The sequence below is a fragment of the Gilliamella sp. CG22 genome (genome assembly GCF_046635725.1).
GTDB classification, from domain to species: domain Bacteria; phylum Pseudomonadota; class Gammaproteobacteria; order Enterobacterales; family Orbaceae; genus Gilliamella; species Gilliamella apicola_I.
In genome coordinates, this window is record NZ_JBIDFK010000002.1 from 164,286 (window position 1) to 182,151 (window position 17,866).

18 protein-coding genes are annotated in these 17,866 nt (G+C 36.3%); 7 read left to right on the forward strand and 11 right to left on the reverse strand.

Features of this window, described 5'->3' with window-relative positions; all coding sequences use genetic code 11:
- Positions 1–15: 15 nt before the first annotated feature.
- The 3 genes from cydC to trxB are packed head-to-tail and all read right to left on the reverse strand — an operon-like array spanning position 16 to position 4,326.
- A complete protein-coding gene (cydC, locus tag ACGH46_RS02505; RefSeq protein WP_411603933.1) occupies positions 16–1,647 on the reverse strand; it encodes a heme ABC transporter ATP-binding protein/permease CydC in 1,632 nt (543 codons plus the stop codon).
- Positions 1,641–3,356: a heme ABC transporter permease/ATP-binding protein CydD gene (gene cydD, locus ACGH46_RS02510; RefSeq protein ID WP_411603936.1), complete on the reverse strand. Its 1,716-nt coding sequence runs from the start codon at positions 3,354–3,356 to the stop codon at positions 1,641–1,643. Before cydD ends, cydC begins: the two co-directional genes overlap by 7 nt.
- A 16-nt stretch (positions 3,357–3,372) precedes the next feature.
- Positions 3,373–4,326: a thioredoxin-disulfide reductase gene (gene trxB / locus ACGH46_RS02515; RefSeq protein ID WP_411603938.1), complete on the reverse strand. Its 954-nt coding sequence runs from the start codon at positions 4,324–4,326 to the stop codon at positions 3,373–3,375.
- A 392-nt stretch (positions 4,327–4,718) separates the two neighbouring features.
- On the opposite strand from trxB, the gene ACGH46_RS02520 reads away from it, so the two are divergent.
- The gene (locus ACGH46_RS02520) at positions 4,719–4,910 is read left to right on the forward strand and encodes a hypothetical protein (protein ID WP_267351562.1); all 192 of its coding nucleotides are present in this window, start codon (positions 4,719–4,721) and stop codon (positions 4,908–4,910) included.
- A gap of 65 nt (positions 4,911–4,975) precedes the next feature.
- Here the strand turns inward: ACGH46_RS02520 and ACGH46_RS02525 are convergent, their stop codons facing one another.
- On the reverse strand, positions 4,976–5,626 hold the full coding sequence (locus ACGH46_RS02525) for an NAD(P)H-dependent oxidoreductase (protein ID WP_411603940.1): 651 nt from the start codon (positions 5,624–5,626) through the stop codon (positions 4,976–4,978).
- Positions 5,627–5,634: 8 nt separating this feature from the next.
- A complete protein-coding gene (locus ACGH46_RS02530; protein ID WP_267351559.1) occupies positions 5,635–6,897 on the reverse strand; it encodes an AmpG family muropeptide MFS transporter in 1,263 nt (420 codons plus the stop codon).
- A gap of 226 nt (positions 6,898–7,123) precedes the next feature.
- On the opposite strand from ACGH46_RS02530, the gene ACGH46_RS02535 reads away from it, so the two are divergent.
- From ACGH46_RS02535 to rplI, 6 genes are all read left to right on the forward strand, one after another.
- Complete coding sequence (locus ACGH46_RS02535; RefSeq protein WP_267351759.1) at positions 7,124–8,113, forward strand: 2-hydroxyacid dehydrogenase; 990 nt, start codon at positions 7,124–7,126, stop codon at positions 8,111–8,113.
- Between the two features lie 55 nt (positions 8,114–8,168).
- On the forward strand, positions 8,169–9,242 hold the full coding sequence (mltB, locus tag ACGH46_RS02540; protein ID WP_411596900.1) for a lytic murein transglycosylase B: 1,074 nt from the start codon (positions 8,169–8,171) through the stop codon (positions 9,240–9,242).
- Between the two features lie 343 nt (positions 9,243–9,585).
- Positions 9,586–9,969: a 30S ribosomal protein S6 gene (gene rpsF / locus ACGH46_RS02545; RefSeq protein WP_065559156.1), complete on the forward strand. Its 384-nt coding sequence runs from the start codon at positions 9,586–9,588 to the stop codon at positions 9,967–9,969.
- The gene (priB, locus tag ACGH46_RS02550) at positions 9,956–10,261 is read left to right on the forward strand and encodes a primosomal replication protein N (RefSeq protein ID WP_411596968.1); all 306 of its coding nucleotides are present in this window, start codon (positions 9,956–9,958) and stop codon (positions 10,259–10,261) included. The genes rpsF and priB overlap by 14 nt, the downstream gene beginning before the upstream one ends.
- 4 nt (positions 10,262–10,265) lie before the next feature.
- Positions 10,266–10,493, forward strand: a complete 228-nt coding sequence (rpsR, locus tag ACGH46_RS02555) for a 30S ribosomal protein S18 (protein WP_025314965.1) — start codon at positions 10,266–10,268, stop codon at positions 10,491–10,493.
- 22 nt (positions 10,494–10,515) lie between these two features.
- Positions 10,516–10,965, forward strand: a complete 450-nt coding sequence (gene rplI / locus ACGH46_RS02560; protein WP_411603943.1) for a 50S ribosomal protein L9 — start codon at positions 10,516–10,518, stop codon at positions 10,963–10,965.
- 155 nt (positions 10,966–11,120) lie between these two features.
- On the opposite strand, the gene ggt is transcribed toward rplI, so the two are convergent.
- The 6 genes from ggt to ACGH46_RS02590 all read right to left on the reverse strand — a co-directional run bounded on the left by ggt (position 11,121) and on the right by ACGH46_RS02590 (position 17,815).
- A complete protein-coding gene (gene ggt / locus ACGH46_RS02565) occupies positions 11,121–12,824 on the reverse strand; it encodes a gamma-glutamyltransferase (protein ID WP_411603946.1) in 1,704 nt (567 codons plus the stop codon).
- A 289-nt stretch (positions 12,825–13,113) separates the two neighbouring features.
- Positions 13,114–14,475 carry a PTS cellobiose transporter subunit IIC gene (gene celB, locus ACGH46_RS02570; protein WP_267351552.1) on the reverse strand — a complete coding sequence of 454 codons (1,362 nt, stop codon included), beginning with the start codon at positions 14,473–14,475 and terminating at the stop codon, positions 13,114–13,116.
- A gap of 14 nt (positions 14,476–14,489) precedes the next feature.
- Entirely contained in the window at positions 14,490–14,981 is a 492-nt protein-coding gene (locus ACGH46_RS02575; protein ID WP_411603949.1) for a hypothetical protein, read from the reverse strand.
- 12 nt (positions 14,982–14,993) lie between these two features.
- Complete coding sequence (locus tag ACGH46_RS02580; protein ID WP_411603952.1) at positions 14,994–15,335, reverse strand: PTS cellobiose transporter subunit IIA; 342 nt, start codon at positions 15,333–15,335, stop codon at positions 14,994–14,996.
- Between the two features lie 2 nt (positions 15,336–15,337).
- Positions 15,338–17,347 carry a BglG family transcription antiterminator gene (locus ACGH46_RS02585; RefSeq protein ID WP_411603955.1) on the reverse strand — a complete coding sequence of 670 codons (2,010 nt, stop codon included), beginning with the start codon at positions 17,345–17,347 and terminating at the stop codon, positions 15,338–15,340.
- A 150-nt stretch (positions 17,348–17,497) separates the two neighbouring features.
- On the reverse strand, positions 17,498–17,815 hold the full coding sequence (locus ACGH46_RS02590; RefSeq protein ID WP_411603958.1) for a PTS cellobiose transporter subunit IIB: 318 nt from the start codon (positions 17,813–17,815) through the stop codon (positions 17,498–17,500).
- Positions 17,816–17,866 lie beyond the last annotated feature (51 nt).

Here is a 17,866-nt window from a genome sequence, read left to right on the forward strand (position 1 = left end):
ATGTTACACGCTAAGTTAGAGCGAAATTACTCGATCAAATAACGGATTATCAATTAAACGATGTGTTACCATAAGTAAAGTTTTACCTTTACAGGATTGTTGGATAAGTTTAATGATCTGCTGTTCCGTTTGTTGATCCAAGCTTTCGGTTGGTTCATCCATTAAAATCAAGGGTGAATGATGCAGTAATGCTCGAGCAATCCCAATACGGCGAATTTCACCACCCGATAACGCACGCCCACCTTGCCCAATAAGTAAATCGAGACCTTTTTCCGTAATAAGTAATTTATCCAGCTCAACTTGATGCAAAACATCTATCAATTGCTGATCGGTAGCCTGCTCATTACCAATCAGCAAATTTTGCCGTAACGTATCGCTAAAAATGGTAATAACTTGCGGAACGACAGCAATAGCTTGGCGAAGTGTTTTTTCATCCAACTGGTTAATAGGTGTATCATTCAAATAGATTGACCCCGAATTGGGTTCCCAAATGCGATTAATCAAATTGAGCAGTGTTGATTTACCAGAGCCGGTTTTACCAATCAACCCAATATGCTCACCAGATTCAACCGTTAACGAAAAATCTTTTAATATGATAAAAGGTTGATTTGGATAACTAAAATTAACTTTATCAAAGTGTAATTTAGCCATTGTCAAATCAAGTGTTTTACCTTCTTTCACAAAGGTAATTTCAGGTGTTTGACTAAAAATAGCCGTTATACGGGATGCCGATGCGATGACTTGCCCTAAAAATATAAAGGCATTAGGAATGGGCATTAAAATTTCTGCACTGGCAAGACAAACAAAGACAAATAAGGCAACTAATGGCGAAAGTGTATATTGAGTGATCAGCCATAATACCAGCAGTGTTAAAAAACCTGAGATTAATAAAATTAATGCACTCGATAGCGCCATTAACGTTGATTGACGTTGTTGATTACTAAGCCACTGTGATTCAAGTTCATCAAGTTTATCACGATACTTTGCTTGGGCATTAAATAAAGTGAGTTCAGCTTGTCCTTGTAAATAGCTAATCAGTTGTGAACGATAATCGCTTTGCTGTTTTGCCAATGTCTCGCCTAATTGTTTACCGGCATAATAAAAAATCACAGGTACAGTAAGCAAAGTCAGCGTGAGAATAATGGTAATGATGAGCGCAATAGGTAGATTAATGTAACTTAATCCGATAAATAAAATTGCGATCATTATCAATGCAGTTACAATGGGTGAAAAAAGTTTTAAATAAAGGTGATCAAGCGCATCAATATCGACAATAAATCGATTAAGCAGATCCGCTTTTTGATATTGTGCTAATTGATTGGCACTTAATGGTAATAGTTTGCGAAAAGCTAATGTCCTTAAGTAAGCAAGAATTTTGAAGGTTGTATTATGATCAACTAAACGCTCCATATAGCGTGCTGCCGTTCGGGTAATCGCTGCTGCCCGAACCCCAGCAGCAGGAAGCATATAATTGAAAGAATACAAACCAGCTACCCCCACAAAAGCGGTCGACGCTAAAAACCAGCCAGATAAAGAGAGCAAAAACACACTTGCAAACAGGGTGAGAATCGATAAAGATAAACCAATTAAGATTTGCCAAAAATAGTGTTTATACAGAGCAATGTATGGACGCAAAATCGCTAGCATGTGATCTCCTTAACGTTACAATTTAATTGACCATGAGTCAGTTGCCAAACTTGATCTGCGTACTGCATATCGTCCGACTGATGGGTAATTGTAATCGTATTAGGGGCAATATTATGTCGTTCTAAATGATTAATTGTTTCTTGATCTAAGCTTGCTGTAGGTTCATCTAAAATCAATAATTGGCAAGACTTTAGCATCGCTCTGGCTAAAGCCACGCGCTGTGCTTGTCCAATCGATAAACGGATAGCATCTTCGCCAATAAGGGTATCTAATCCTTCGGGCAGTTTAGCTACAACGTCAATAAGCTGTGCTTTACAAATGACGGCTTGAAGTTCTTCATTACTGGCAAGCGGATTACCAAGTAAAATATTATCTCGTACAGAACTATTTAAAAGATAGGGATGTTGACCAATCCAACTGACTTGTTTTTGCCAATCAGTGATATTTAACTGATTAAACTCAATCCCATTGATTTTTAATGAACCTTGATAAGGCAAAAAACCAAGTAAAACTTGCATCAACGAACTTTTCCCCTCGCCACTGGTTCCTATTAATGCTAATTTAAAAGGTGCCTTTAGCGAAAATGATAAAGGGCCAACAATAGGATGTCGCTCATTGGATAACACGATTAAGTTATCTGCTTCAATAGATTTTAATGGCTCATTAAAGGGAATCGATTTTACTTGATGTTCAGCATTTATTGATGAATTTTCATCATTTAAAAAAGATTCAATATTATCAGCGGCAGCAATAGCTTCGGCTTTCGCATGATAATAAGTGCCTAAATCACGTAAAGGCTGAAAAAATTCTGGCGCCAAAATTAACGCAAAAAAACCAGCGAAAAGCGTGACTGTGCCATTATAAGAACCAAAATCAAACTCGCCTAAATAAGAAAATCCAAAATATACCGCCACAATGGCGATTGAAATCGAGGTGAAAAACTCTAAAACGGCAGAAGACAAAAAAGCGACTTTTAAAACTTGCATCGTTTTAACGCGAAAATCTTCGGATGCACGCTTAATCTCTTGAGCTTGTTTTTCGCCTTGATTAAACAGCCGAATGGTATTTAGACCTTTTAATCGATCTAAAAAATGACCGCTTAGATAACTCAATGCTTTAAAGTGGCGACGATTAATATCCGCAGCACCCATACCCACTAAAATCATAAAAATCGGAATTAATGGGGCTGTAGCGAGTAAAATCAGTGCAGCAGCCCAATTAAAAGGGAAAATTGCGATACAAATTAAAATAGGTACCATACTCACTAAACGCATTTGCGGTAAATAGCGGGCAAAAAAATCTTGGAGATTATCAACTTGTTCAATAATTAATGTACTCCATGCACCGGTGGTGCTTCGATTTAGATAGGCAGGGCCCAATTTTTCAAGCTGATTGATTAATTGATGACGAATCTGTTTTCTAACTTTTTTGCCTAAAATAAAATTAATTTTTTCTCGTAAATAAAGTAAACCAGCGCGGACTAAAAACACAATAACCAAACAACCAAAATAAGGCAAAATGTCAAAAAATCTGTGTTGCTCAATAATTAACTTTTGTAAGATCGTCGCTAACAAAGCCGCTTGAAAGATCACAAAAATGGTTAACAAAAAGCCGGTTAAAGTCGAGGCACGCAAGTCAGATTGATATCCTTTTGCATGCTGCTTTAGCCAATTTAATAAATAAGTTTGACGTTGTTTATCTAATGACATGAATATCAATATTTTTTTATTTTAAATTATCTAAATAGTGCTCTGCATCCAATGCCGCCATACAACCCGTACCTGCCGAAGTAATGGCTTGCCGATAAAAGTGATCCATCACATCGCCTGCTGCAAAAATTCCTTCGACACTGGTTTGTGTTGCTCGCCCTTCAGTACCGGATTTGACTTTGATATAACCATTTTTTAACTCAAGCTGTCCTTCGAAAATCTCGGTATTTGGTTTATGACCTATGGCGATAAAAACGCCCATGACAGCGACTTCTTCACTGATATTGGGATCTTGAGTACTGAGTAACCTGACACTCGTTACGCCCATATTATCGCCCAAAATTTCATCAACAATGCGATGAGTATGTAAAATCACTTTTCCTTGTTGTACCTTTTCGTGCAATCTATTCATTAATATTTTTTCTGCTCTAAAGGTATCACGACGATGAATTAAGTGAACTTCACTTGCAATGTTAGCTAAGTAAAGTGCTTCTTCGACAGCTGTATTACCGCCACCGACGACAGCCACTTTCTGATTACGATAGAAAAATCCATCACAAGTCGCACAAGCTGATACCCCTTTACTTTTAAAAGCTTCTTCAGAAGGCAAGCCTAGATATTGGGCAGACGCACCCGTTGCAATAATCAATGCATCACAATGATATTCTGTTTCACTGCCATAAAGCTTATAAGGCTTACTGCTAAAATCGACACGATCAATTTGATCGAAAATAATCTCTGTATTAAATCGTTCGGCATGTTCTCGCATTTTGACCATTAATTCAGGGCCTGTTAAATCAGGTGCACCTGCTGGCCAATTTTCGAGTTCTGTTGTAGTGGTAAGCTGTCCGCCTTGCTGTAATCCGGTAATTAAGGTAGGGGAAAGGTTAGCACGTGCGGCATACACCGCTGCGGTATATCCAGCTGGACCAGAACCCAGTATTAACAAACGTACATGTTTAGTCTTCATCTTTAAAATCCTTACTCATTTTTGTTCTGGCATCTTATTGTCAATTTTCGTGCAGAAAATTTTTTAATTACTGACAGCCAACAAACAGTCTACCAATTGATATTAACGATATTTCTGGCTCACAAGTCTATCATTATTGATCTCATTCTGGCAAAAAAATTGATTATTGTAGCGATAGGTAGACACAATATATTTATTTAATTGGTTAAAATGCGATTATCTTTTTCTTTTCGGTTTTTTTAATTGAATTTAAGTTTTTTAAAACAACATTTGTTTTATTTTTATCTTTTTTGCCTTTAAAATGTGTTTTTTTCTTATTCAAAACCTGTTACTTATTTTGATAACTATTATTCATTATTTTTAAAGATGAAATCCTAGCAAGATGGAGGGAAATGAAAGTGAATAATCCTTCAAAAGAAAACGTAGAAGCCGTACTACGAAAAATCAATTGGGCGCAAGAAATATTAACGTCATTACAACAAAATATTACCGATCCACAAATTGGCAATATTTTATCTGGCGTGGTGTTTATTATGGATTCGGCATCAACAGATGCCGAAACCTTATACCAATCGGTTAAATAAATTCGGTGTTGTTTTTTTCATTTTGTTCCTTCCGTCGCCATTAGGCACGGAAGTTTTTTTTAATTTTATAAATACGTTGTAAGATCTTTTAGTGGCCAGCGAATTTTTGCTGTTGGCTCTTTTAATCGATAACCAAACGCTAAACCAAGTCCAATACCATAAGATTCAGCACTAAATTGCGGCATATATTTTTCAAGTATTTGCACAATTTTGTCGTATTCAAATCCCCCAATAGCACACGAATCAATACTTCGATACGCTGCCGCTGTTAGCATATTGGCACAAGCAAGATAATCTTGCATTTCTGACCAATGATTAACGGTTAATCCATTTGCTAAACCATGCTCATAAAAATTGATGAAATATTGACTTGCCGTATCGATTGCAGTTTGATCATTAGCATTCGGTAATCCACGGGCGACGGTACGACGCAAATATTCACTTTGTAATGTAAAATTATTGGCTTTACGATAAAGCACAATGACAAAATGTGAACAACTAGTTACCTGTTCTTGATTGTAACAAGCAGCACGTAATTCCGTTTTGATTTTATCATTATCCACAACGACAAAATGCCAAGGCTCAATACCGAAAGAAGACGGTGATAATCGACCCGCTTCTAAAATGTATTCCATATCAGCCTGAGCGATTTTTTTCGTTTCATCAAACTTTTTACATGCATGCCGAAAATTTAATGCTTGAGTTAATTGATCCATATTCTCTCCTAAGTTTTTTTATTCCATGGCGCAACTACAAAAAGTAATAACATTCCTGGTATAGCAAGAATCGTACATAAACCATAAAAGGATGTCCATCCTAAATCTTCAACAAGGATACCAGTAGTAGCATTAATTAACGTTCTAGGAATGGATGCAATACTGGTAAATAATGCAAATTGCGTTGCGGTATAAAGTGGGTTAGTAGTTTTTGCAATAAAAGCAACAAAAGCAGAGGATCCAAGTCCAACACCAAGGGCTTCAAATCCAATTACAAGTGCTAATAAAACTTTCTGGAAAAGGGCGATTTCAGTAAAAGGGCCTTCAATTGAAAGCCAAGCAAAACCTAATATTGAGACAACTTGTACAAAGCCAAAACACCAAAGTGCTCGATTGATGCCAATTTTTATCATTAAAATTCCACCGACTAAAGCACCAAATACACTTGGCCATAACGATGCATTTTTAGCAATTAAACCGATATCTAATCGATCATATCCCATTTGTAGATAGAAAGGCGTTGCTAACGAGGTTGCCATACTATCACCTAATTTATATAAGAAAATAAAGGCTAAAATCAAAAGCGCTTTAATCACTCCATTACGTGTAATAAATTCACTAAAGGGTTTAATAATAATATCTTCAATGGAATGGGTTTTAGGGGTATAACTCTGAGGTTCTTTAACTAAAAGCGTCATAATAACAGCTGGAATCATAAAGAGTGCTGTAATAATAAAAACACTGCTCCAAGGCAAATAGCTGGATAAAATTAATGATAGCGAGCCAGGGACTAGACCTGCTATACGATAAGCATTAGTATGAATACTATTACCTAATCCTAACTCTTGGTCTGACAATAATTCACGTCGAAAAGCATCAAGTGAAATATCTTGCGTGGCAGAAAAGAGAGCAATAATGAATGAAATACTTGCAATCAACCAGATGTTTAACGAAGGAGAAAAGCATCCTAGACTGGCAATGGAAATCACTAATATAATTTGTGAAATAAACATCCATCCACGGCGTCGTCCCAAATTAAATAAAGCGATGTTATCCATAAAGGGTGCCCAAACAAACTTAAAAATATAAGGTATTTGAGTTAAAGTAAACGCGCCAATTGTTTTGATATTGACTCCTTCACTATCAAGCCAAGCGGGTAATAATTGCAATAAAAGATAAAAAGGTAGGCCTGATGCGAATCCAGTAAAAATACATATTAGCATTTTAGTCGTGAAAATGGTCTTAACAATGGAGTCTTGCTTTCTATTCATTATTTAACATTATTGGTTAGTTTTTTAGCAAAGTGCTATCATAACATATCATTGTCAAAATAATCACTAAGGTCAAAGCAAACAATTCATTCATAATAGCATTGAGCTGAAATTATTTTATTTAGGTTTACAATGTCTGTATAGTTTTAATAAAACTATAAAAAACAGAGACAACTAAACATGCGTTAATCACCATGAACAGAGGTGCAAAAAAATGAAACATTCAATCAAAATTGCGGTTTTCAGTAGTAAACACTATGACAAAGAACATTTAGAGATTGCCAATAAAAAATTTGGTTTTAATATCGAATATTATGATCATAAACTCAGTCATAAAACAGCAGTCACAGCACAAGGTTATGATGCCGTTTGTGTATTTGTTAATGATGAAGTTGATAAAACCGTTTTACAAAAACTTGCGCATTGTGGGGTAAAAATCTTAGCGTTACGTTGTGCAGGATTTGATAATGTTGATATCGCTGAAGCCAAAAAATTAGGCATTACGGTTGTCCGTGTACCGGCTTATTCACCTGAAGCAGTAGCCGAACATGCCGTTGCACTCATGATGACGCTTAATCGACGTACTCACAAAGCCTACCAACGGACTCGCGATGCGAATTTTGCCCTTGATGGCTTAACTGGATTTAACATGCATAATCGTACCGCAGGCGTGATTGGTACTGGTAAAATTGGACAAGCAGTGATCCGAATCCTAAAAGGTTTTGGTATGAATATTTTAGCTTATGATCCTTTTCCAAATGATATTGCAGTCGAATTAGGTGCGCAATATGTCCAACTTGATGAACTCTATGCAAAATCTGATGTGATTACGCTTCACTGTCCAATGAGCCCTGAAAACTATCATCTACTTAATAAAGATTCATTTAAAAAAATGAAAAATGGCGTCATGATTATTAACACCAGTCGTGGTGGATTACTTGATGCGACAGCCGCAATCGATGCCTTAAAGCAAACCAAAATTGGTGCATTAGGAATGGATGTTTATGAAAATGAACGAGACCTCTTTTTTGAAGATAAATCGAATGATGTTATTTTAGATGACGTGTTCCGTCGATTATCATCGTGTCATAATGTGATTTTTACAGGGCATCAAGCTTTTCTAACGCAAGAAGCCTTATTGAATATCTCCGAAACCACATTAACCAATATCAAGCAAATTTCTCAAGGGCAACCTTGTCAAAACATTGTTGAATAGCATGAAATACATTATTATGCTGTTTATTATTTAACTCTTTAAATGTGGATGGGTTATGCAACGTATTGTCATTTTATTCAGTATGGTATGGTTACTTGTTGCTTGCCAAAGTAACAACTCGACGACATCGCCGATGCAACAACATCGAGGTCAATCAAATGTATCGGGTGGTGTTTATCTTGAAAAAGAGCATGATCTTGTCATTGTCAACGATGCGCCATTGGCTATTGAACAAGAAAAGTTTATCGATAAAATGGTCAATAAACATGGCTTTGATCGGGAACAACTTCGAGAAGTACTAGCACAAACCACAAAACTTGATTGGGTTATAAATTTAATGGACAAACAAGCACCACAATCGGGACCTTCGACTGGCCCTAATGGTGCTTGGATCCGCTATAAAAATAAATTTATCACGCCTAGCAATCTGCCAAGAGGAGTAGAGTTCTGGCATAAATATGAAAAAGAGTTAGCGCAAGCTTATAAAGAGTATGGTGTTCCACCTGAAATTATTGTCGGTATTATTGGTGTTGAAACAGGGTGGGGTAGAGTCATGGGAAAAACAAAAATTATTGACGCACTCTCGACACTTGCTTTTTATTACCCAAGACGCTCGGCCTATTTTGCTAAAGAGTTAGAAGATTACTTAATTATGTGTCGAGATGAAGGTGTTGATCCTTTTGATTTAAATGGATCATTTGCTGGGGCAATGGGGTACGGTCAATTTATGCCATCAGCATTTAGAAATCATGCGGTGGATTTTAATCATGACGGTCATGTTGATTTGTGGGATCCCGTAGATGCAATTGGCAGCGTTGCCAACTATTTTAAAGCCTATGGTTGGCAAAAAGGGAAAAAAGTGGCTGTAAAAGCCGATGGACAGGCATTATCGCTTGAAACAGGGTTTAGTACCAAATATTCGATCGAAAGATTGGCCAAAGCAGGATTGAAACCACAAAGCACATTAGATGGCAATAAACAGGTTAGCTTGTTAAGGCTTGATATGGGGAATCATTATCAATACTGGTATGGATTACCTAATTTTTATGTCATTACCCGTTATAATCACAGTAGCTATTATGCAATGGCAGTATGGCAGTTAGGCTTAGCCGTAAAAGCGGCAAAATAAGATTACAACATAAAGATAAACAATAAATGTTTTGCTATATTCAGGTCACCAAAGGGTGACCTTTTTAATTGGTAAAGAAAGCCAAGAATGAAAATATGATTAGACTTATCAAGAATTATTTAAGAATTTGCGTGAAGTATTCCATAAATTTATTGTTATCAAACAATTATCATCAGTATTAGTCTGGCACAAAAATTTATTAAACTTAACATATTCATTTGTCAATTAAGGTCAGTTGATATATAATGCCCCGTCGATTTCAACCGCCAAATTTTCATGTTCCTTGCTTTCAATGGGTTGCGGTTGCCCCGACAGAAAGCTGATTAATCCGTAGGGAGCGATAATGCGTCATTACGAAATTGTTTTTATGGTTCACCCAGATCAAAGTGAACAAGTACCGGGTATGATCGAACGTTATACTGGTACATTAACGACTGACGGTGGAAAAATTCATCGTTTAGAAGATTGGGGTCGTCGTCAATTAGCCTATCCTATCGAAAAACTGCACAAAGCACATTATGTGTTAATGAATGTTGAAGCGACTCAAGAAGCTGTTAACGAGCTTGAAGATAACTTCCGTTTCAATGATGCAGTCATTCGCAGTTTAATTATGCGTACTAAACATGCTGTAACTGAAACTTCACCAATGTTAAAAGCTAAAGATGAGCGTCGTAACGCTGAAGAAGATTTTAGCGAAGTAAACATGGACGATGATTCCGAAGAATAATCGTTTGGTGTTATCGGGTATTGTTACCAAGACCCCGATAAGAAAAATCAGTCCAAGTGGAGTGTCACACTGCCAATTTTATTTAGAACATGTTTCTGAACAAATTGAAGCAGAACTCACAAGGCAAGCATGGTGTATAATGCCCGTTATTGCCAGCGGACAACAAGAGTTAAGTTACATAAAAAAAGGCAGCAAAGTATTAGTGAGTGGCTTTATTAGTACACACACTAAACGTAATCAAACAAGTCAACTTGTGTTACATGCTGACCAAATTAAACTATTAGGAGAATAGCCAAATGGCACGTTATTTCCGTCGTCGCAAATTCTGCCGTTTTACTGCAGAAGGCGTTAAAGAAATTGATTATAAAGATGTTTCTTTATTAAAAAGCTATATCACTGAAAGTGGTAAAATCGTACCAAGTCGTATTACTGGTACTAGCGCAAAATATCAACGTCAATTAGCTCGCGCTATCAAACGCGCTCGTTACTTGGCATTATTACCATATACTGACAACCATCAGTAATTAGCAACAGAGGGAACATATAATGCAAATTATTCTACTCGATAAAGTTGCTAATTTAGGCAGCTTAGGTGATCAAGTTAATGTTAAAGCGGGTTATGCGCGTAACTTTTTGATTCCACAAGGTAAAGCAGTACCTGCGACTAAAAAGAATATCGAATTCTTTGAAGCGCGTCGTGCTGAATTAGAAGCAAAACTTGCTGAGACATTAAAAGCCGCAGAAGAGCGCGTTGCTGAAATTAATGCACTTGGTAAAGTGACTATTACTTCTAAAGCTGGTGATGAAGGTCGTTTATTTGGTTCTATCGGTACACGTGATATCGCTGATGCGGTTAAAGCTCGTGGTATTGAAGTATCAAAAAGCGAAGTTCGCTTACCAAATGGTGTATTACGTAACACAGGTGAGTTTGAAGTGTTATTCCAAGTACACAGCGAAGCTTTTGCTAAAATTATTGTTGAAATTATTGCAGAATAATTATCTTCAAATCGCGATAAAAAGCCCGTCAATGAGACGGGCTTTTTATTTACTTTTTACCATACTTATCTAGAAAAAATCTAAGTTTAATCCTAATCATTGATAGCACAATTTACCCAAGACATTGATTATTAATGTAATCTTAAATTTATCCTCTAATTGACGATAATCGCTTGACCTCTACCACGAATATCTGACACGGCTTCTGGTTTATTATTATGAATTTTAATCACTTGAATATCTCCGCTAAAATCTTGTTGCACGAAGCGATATCCCATGTTTTCTAACTCTTTTTTAAACAAATTCGGTACAGTTGTTTGAAACCGCTCAACAAAAATCACATTGTTCGGCAATAATTGGTGGTGATAACGTACCGCATCCACTGCATCTTTTAATGACATCTTATTATCATAAACATTAGCCACGACTTGAAAAATAGATGTGAAGATGCGCGAACCACCAGGGGTACCTATCACCATTTCTACATTATTATTTTTGATAAATAGGGTTGGAGACATGGATGACAATGGACGTTTATTGGGTTCGATGGCATTTGCATCATTTCCCACCACACCGAATTGATTAGCAATACCGGGCTTGCTACTAAAATCATCCATTTCATTATTAAGTAAAATACCTGTACCCTTGACAATAATAGCCGAACCAAACCAACCATTTAACGTATAAGTATTTGATACTGCATTTCCCCACTTATCAACAATTGAAAAATGCGTTGTTTGTAACTTTTCATGTTGCCAGTCTAAACCCGGTTTCACTTGCTCAGTTTTCGAAATCGTAATAGGATTAACTTGTTTGGCACGTTCAACTAAATATTGTTGATCGATAAGTTTTGCAACGGGGACACTGATAAAATCAGGATCGCCCATGTATTCGGCGCGATCAGCAAAAACACGTTTTTCAATTTCTGCTAATAAATGGATATATTGCGCAGAATTGGGCTTAATATCCTTAAACATATCAGCTAATACTTGCTTCATTAATAATAGTTGAACCAGCCCAATGCCACCTGAACTTGGTGGGGGAGCGGTTACGATTTGCATATCATGCCAATTGGCAATCAAAGGATCACGCCATTTAATCTGATAATTTGCTAAATCACATTCAGTAATAAAACCATTATTGTTTTTCATTTGTTGGGCGATCAGTTTGGCTGTTTCCCCTTTATAAAATCCGTCACGACCAAACTGCGCTATTTTATTTAAGACGTTACCTAATTCAGGTTGTTTAAATAGTTTATTGGTTTTCATATTACCAAAATATTGCTTAAAATAACCGTTGTTTGGCGCAGTCACAACCGCTTCTTTATAACGTTCAATAAGTTGCGGTGGGACAATAAAACCCTCATTAGCAAGGCGGATTGCTGGCGCCATCACTTCTTGCCAGGTTAATTGACCAAAGCGTTGATGAACAGCCCACATACCGGCAACCGTACCCGGTACACCAGAAGCTTGATGAGAATAAAGACTTAAACCAGAGATCACTTCATTATTACTACCTAAAAACATGGTTTTATAGGCATTATGGGGGGCAACTTCACGATAATCGATAAAATAAGGTTTTCCATCCATCCAAAGTGTCATAAATCCACCACCGCCAATATTGCCAGCCTCAGGATAGGTCACGGCAAGGGTAAATGCAGTAGCCACGGCGGCATCGGCTGCATTTCCACCTTTTTCAAGTATTTCCTTCGCTGCCATAGCACCATAATTATCCGGTGAAGCAACTGCACCTGCTTCTAATTTTAGTTGATGAGTTTCAACAGCAAGCACTTGCTGAGATACCAATAAAAACAAAGCAAAACAGCAATACTTAATGAACAGATTTTTCAAATAGGACATACAACACCTCCTGCTAAATACATGATAACTTCCCCACTTTTGTCGCTAGGCATCGTTATTATTAATGTGAAAAGCGAGTCAAAAATTGAAGTGGAGGAATAGATGAATATAGCATAGAAGATTCATGCATTGAGTAAATTATGTTCAGTGATTGTTAATGGACGTATTGATAATTCAACACAATTTTTAGTTTGCAAAACCTCATCAAAAAAAATCACGATTAATGAATGATTAATCGTGACTTAAATTAACACTTATAAATTGATAAAACGGTTATACTTGTTTATTTTTAATCGGCTTCGACAACTTCTTGAACATCATCAACTGGTTTGCCTTGCTCTTCTTTAAATAATTTATTGTCATAAAGTTTAACAAACGGAAGATAGATAAATAGCGCTAAAATAGCAGACAGTATCGCAACAATGGCCGCCTTATAATCTCCACCTGTCCCGATAAAGGCGCCTAATCCCATTGGTGACGGCCAAGGAACTAAAGCAATGATTGGATTCATAATACCCGAACTAATAGCAAAGTAACCTAATGTTCCACATGCCATTGGTGCTAAAAAGAAAGGTAAAGCTAAATAGGGATTATAAACAATCGGCATACCAAAAATAATCGGCTCATTAATATTAAATATGGCAGGAACAGCGGACGCACGACCTAAAATTTTTAACTGGCTTGATTTAGCAAAAAAAGCAATAAAAAACGTCATTAACAGTGTCGAACCTGAGCCACCTAAAATGACTAATGAATTATTAAATTCACCCGCGAATGGAATATGTGCACCTGCGGTATTTTCGGTCATATTGGCTAACATAATTGGCGTAATAAATGCCCCAATAATGCTTGCCCCGTGAATACCTACAACCCATAATGCATGGATTAAAAAAAGAATAACCATAATCCCTAACCAACTTTTGGTTAAGTTAGTCACAAACGTAAACGGAATACTGACAATATCAAAGATATCTGTCCCCATAAACACTAAAAAGCCATTTAAAATAATGATACAAAAAGCAATAACAAACGTTGGAATCAACGCCGTAAAGGAGCGTGAAACACCTAATGGTACGGTTTCGGGCATTTTAACAACCCAATTTCGTCTGACACATAAAAAATAAAGATGCGTGGCGACTATTGCCATGACAATAGCAATAAAGATCCCCGATGTGCCTAAGCGAAACACAAAAGGCGTTAAACGTAGACCATTAAACACAAGGTTACTTTGATCACTGAATAATGTAATCACCCCATTTTGCATGACTAATTCCGGTAAAGTCATAAAAAATGCAAAAGCCGATAACATTGCACCGTTAAGGGCATTCACTTTTAAGCCTGTCTCTTCCGCTTCAATTTTGGTTAATTCATAGCCCACAACAAAATTAAAATAGAGCGCTAAAATACCGATTGTAGCGGTATTGGCAATCATGTACAGATCACTGACCCGAAAAAACGTATTTTCAAAAAAACCTTCTAAACCCGTGAATGTCATTGGCAAGGTATTAAAAACTAAAAACATAGAGCCAACAATTGAAAAAGGTACTGATGCCATACCGGCAGCCATTACCGCGCGCACAATTTTAAATTGTGATATTTTTGCCATTGGTGTCATTAAATACTTTTGTAAAAACACAAATCCGGTATTCATTTTGTTTTCCTCATCTAATTAATAATTTCTTCATAAGCTTGGATTCGTTTAAAATGTTTATCCTCGTTACGTTGAATTTTTGCCAATCTTTTAAGCATTAAAAAAGCCATTATACCGCTCACAATTAGTAGCCCCATGATCGTATTTAAAACAGATTGCGAATCTTTTAAAAATGGAAAAAAGATATGAAATAAAGATGTATAAAGGGTGATAACTAATACGCCACACATTAAAAGCATCATTTGAAATAATAACTTAGCAAAAGGTAGAAAGTTATCATGATTGCGATAAAGCTTTACTTGTTCAAAAGCGGTTAATCCACCCAAAATAAAAAGCGTAATAGGCAAAATAGCGGTGTAGGACTTCGAGCCAAGCAAAAAAACAGCCCAGTAAAGATTCAAAAATAGCAAAAAAGCAGTCGAGTAGCGAATCGCTAAAAAACGATTAAAATAAAGATTGGTTAAACTCAATTTTTTAGACTTATCTAATTGGGCGTTTATCATCATTGCTTAACCTCTTTAGTTAGCCGATAGCTGATCACATCTTTGGTATAAAAATGACATCTCAATTGCAATTTCACGCATTGTCATGGTTGTCATTAAATGGTCTTGAGCATGCACCATAATAATTTCCATTTCGATTTGCATACCATTGGCATAAGATTGCAGTAATTCGGTTTGAGATTGATGGGCTGCTAAAATTTCATGATTAGCCTCTTCAAGAAGTTGATTAGCCTGGTCAAACTTGGCTGTTCGCATTGCCTGAAAGGCTTCATGGATTTTGGTTTTGGCATTGCCACTATGCAAAATAATATTAAAAGCGACTAGTTGAATATCTTCTGAGCTCATTTTTGAAATCATTGTTACGCTCCCTTTTCTATAAGTTTAATAAACAGTGATTTAAATTCGGAAAAAGTTTGGCATTGTAATAACTGGTGTTGCATCGCTGAGTCATCAATCAAATTGACGATTGCTTTTGTCATCATTGCTAAAGAAGGATTTTGATAAACAGACGGTGAAATAAGAAAAATAAAGCGAATATCAGGGTAGTTTTTATCCCAATAGACCCCATGAGGAATCAGCGCAATCCCCATTTTAGATAATCTTCCGACAGGAACAGCAGGATGTGGTACCACAATGTTAGGACTAAAAAAGATATCTCCCAACGTCATTCGTTTAGCCATTTGCTTAATCATCTTTGATTTATAACAACAGGCTTCATTGACCGCTAAACGCTCCAATAAAAGATCTAAAATATCGTCTTTCGTTAATGGACATTGGCAAAAATAAAAGTAATCAGCAGTCACCTCTTCAACGACTTGCTCAAGATAGGACAAATGACTTTTTTCATTGACGATATGAGCCGATGACATCAAGTTCAGATTGGATGAAGTTATGACATGACGTGAAGAAAGATAACGCCGAATTTTTTGCACATCTTCTTCAGTAAAAAAAACAGAAACATGAAAAACCGGAATTTTAAAGACTTTGGCAGAAAGATCGACTGAAGAGATAATAAAATCCACTTCGTTTAACATGTCGGGTTCAATTTCATAATAGCCTCGGGTATCAATAATTTTAATACGCTCATCAAATTCACACTCGACCCGATTTTTTAAAAGCTGAGCGCTACCCAATCCGGTTGCACAGATAATTAATACTCTCATTTTTTGCGCATTTTTCAGTTTTTCAACGGAAGCCAAAAAGTGCAGGGCTAAATAACCCCATTCATCATCAGAAACAGTTAACTTAGTTAGATTAGGGAGTTGTTTAAAATAGTGCTTAACTAAGTCAAATAATTCGGGCGAGCAGGTTTTGATCTCATTAAGTAATGGATTTTCAAGTTTGATATTTTGCGCTAACCTTACTAACATCGGTTTTAAATGTTGAACCAAGCCATTTTTTAATTGCTCATCTTTCAAAAATTGATAGCCTGTTTCAAGCTGAATCTTAAGTAATAAATCGGTTAACATTAAGCTCAGTTGCGCATCTAAATCTTGTTGGATAAAGTTAGATTTACTCATCAAATGCAAGGTTAAATACATCTGTTCTTCTTTCGGAAAAGCAAAACCAATTACTGTCTCAATGCGATGAATTATTTTTTTCGCAACGTGAAATTCCAATGAACTTTTAGTTGTTTCTGGCATATCCAGATTTTGAATGGTCAGACCAGATTGTAAACGTTTAATGCTTAAAGAAAGATGCAACACAATATTTTGCATCATCACATCGGACAATTTTATGTTTGCTTCACGACACTCATCTAAAATAATAATGGTTAACGTGTCAAAGCTGATTGCATCACTAAACTTATTTAAATAAGTTAAACGCTGCAAAAAGTTGATGGATTCTTCATGAAAAAAATAGCTCATAATAAAATGACGTTTGGCTTTTTCTGCACCGTCCACATAAAACAGCTGTTTATTTTTCTTTAAAGTCAGTTCGAAGGGGTGAAGCTGAGTTTTTATTTCCAGCATATCTTTATTGAGTTGTGATGAACTAATAAATAACTGTTCGGATAATGCTTCAATATCGATTTTTTGACATTCCAGTAATAGCAGATTAAGAATGTAGTGTTTGCGGTGACAGACTTCTCGTATATTGGCTTGTTCTTCATGCCGATCTAATAAATGATGTTCAATCAAAAACGAATTAAACACCGTTCTATCCAAGATTTGCAATTGATAACCATAGCCTTGTTTACTGACAATTTTGGCGCCATTACATTCAATCAATGCTTTCAAATCGTTAAGATAAGTACGAACAGTTCTATCGGATAATGATAACTCAGTTGCCAGCAACGCACTGCTTTTAAACTGATTTTTTGAGCCGACTAATAGGCTAATAAGATCGCGTTGTTTATTTTTAATCATTATCATCCACACCTATAACAGCTAAAAAGATAAAGAATAGTGTGGTTGCTTTAGTTTGCTAATCAGGCAAACTCTAAGCAACATCGCCGGGCGCCGACCCTAAAATGGTCAAAAACGGCGCCCAATACTGAAAACAGCAATGATCTAAAACTATTGGATATTTTCCTCAATCAATTTCGCTAATTGTTCAATACCCGAAGGAGTAGGGATATAAGCTTGAAAAGGAATACTGACAACAGGCTTACCGACTTCATCGCCCAATTTTTTGAATTTATCTAACATCATCATTGTTTGTGGACTAATTAAAAACAGGGAAAAATCACTATTTTTAATCATACTACTGCCTTCGGTTGCTGAAACAGCATCAACTGAAATCGCCTTATTTTTATTGGTAAAATATTCGGTTGCTTTTTTTGCCATTAACGATGAAGACATACCCGCAGCACAAATAATTAACGCTTTTTTCATAGCTTCTCCTAAAAAGTTGTTATCCATAAAATGGGTTATAAATCAGAATTT

Coding starts and splice junctions, on each gene's coding strand:
- ACGH46_RS02575 (WP_411603949.1), bottom strand. CDS start 14,981: ATGATGATAAACGCCCAATTAGATAAGTCTAAAAAATTGAGTTTAACC.
- ACGH46_RS02590 (WP_411603958.1), bottom strand. CDS start 17,815: ATGAAAAAAGCGTTAATTATTTGTGCTGCGGGTATGTCTTCATCGTTA.
- ACGH46_RS02520 (WP_267351562.1), top strand. CDS start 4,719: ATGAAAGTGAATAATCCTTCAAAAGAAAACGTAGAAGCCGTACTACGA.
- ACGH46_RS02585 (WP_411603955.1), bottom strand. CDS start 17,347: ATGATTAAAAATAAACAACGCGATCTTATTAGCCTATTAGTCGGCTCA.
- ACGH46_RS02525 (WP_411603940.1), bottom strand. CDS start 5,626: ATGGATCAATTAACTCAAGCATTAAATTTTCGGCATGCATGTAAAAAG.
- ACGH46_RS02580 (WP_411603952.1), bottom strand. CDS start 15,335: ATGATTTCAAAAATGAGCTCAGAAGATATTCAACTAGTCGCTTTTAAT.
- mltB (WP_411596900.1), top strand. CDS start 8,169: ATGCAACGTATTGTCATTTTATTCAGTATGGTATGGTTACTTGTTGCT.
- cydD (WP_411603936.1), bottom strand. CDS start 3,356: ATGTCATTAGATAAACAACGTCAAACTTATTTATTAAATTGGCTAAAG.
- rpsR (WP_025314965.1), top strand. CDS start 10,266: ATGGCACGTTATTTCCGTCGTCGCAAATTCTGCCGTTTTACTGCAGAA.
- celB (WP_267351552.1), bottom strand. CDS start 14,475: ATGAATACCGGATTTGTGTTTTTACAAAAGTATTTAATGACACCAATG.
- rplI (WP_411603943.1), top strand. CDS start 10,516: ATGCAAATTATTCTACTCGATAAAGTTGCTAATTTAGGCAGCTTAGGT.
- rpsF (WP_065559156.1), top strand. CDS start 9,586: ATGCGTCATTACGAAATTGTTTTTATGGTTCACCCAGATCAAAGTGAA.
- trxB (WP_411603938.1), bottom strand. CDS start 4,326: ATGAAGACTAAACATGTACGTTTGTTAATACTGGGTTCTGGTCCAGCT.
- cydC (WP_411603933.1), bottom strand. CDS start 1,647: ATGCTAGCGATTTTGCGTCCATACATTGCTCTGTATAAACACTATTTT.
- ggt (WP_411603946.1), bottom strand. CDS start 12,824: ATGTCCTATTTGAAAAATCTGTTCATTAAGTATTGCTGTTTTGCTTTG.
- ACGH46_RS02530 (WP_267351559.1), bottom strand. CDS start 6,897: ATGAATAGAAAGCAAGACTCCATTGTTAAGACCATTTTCACGACTAAA.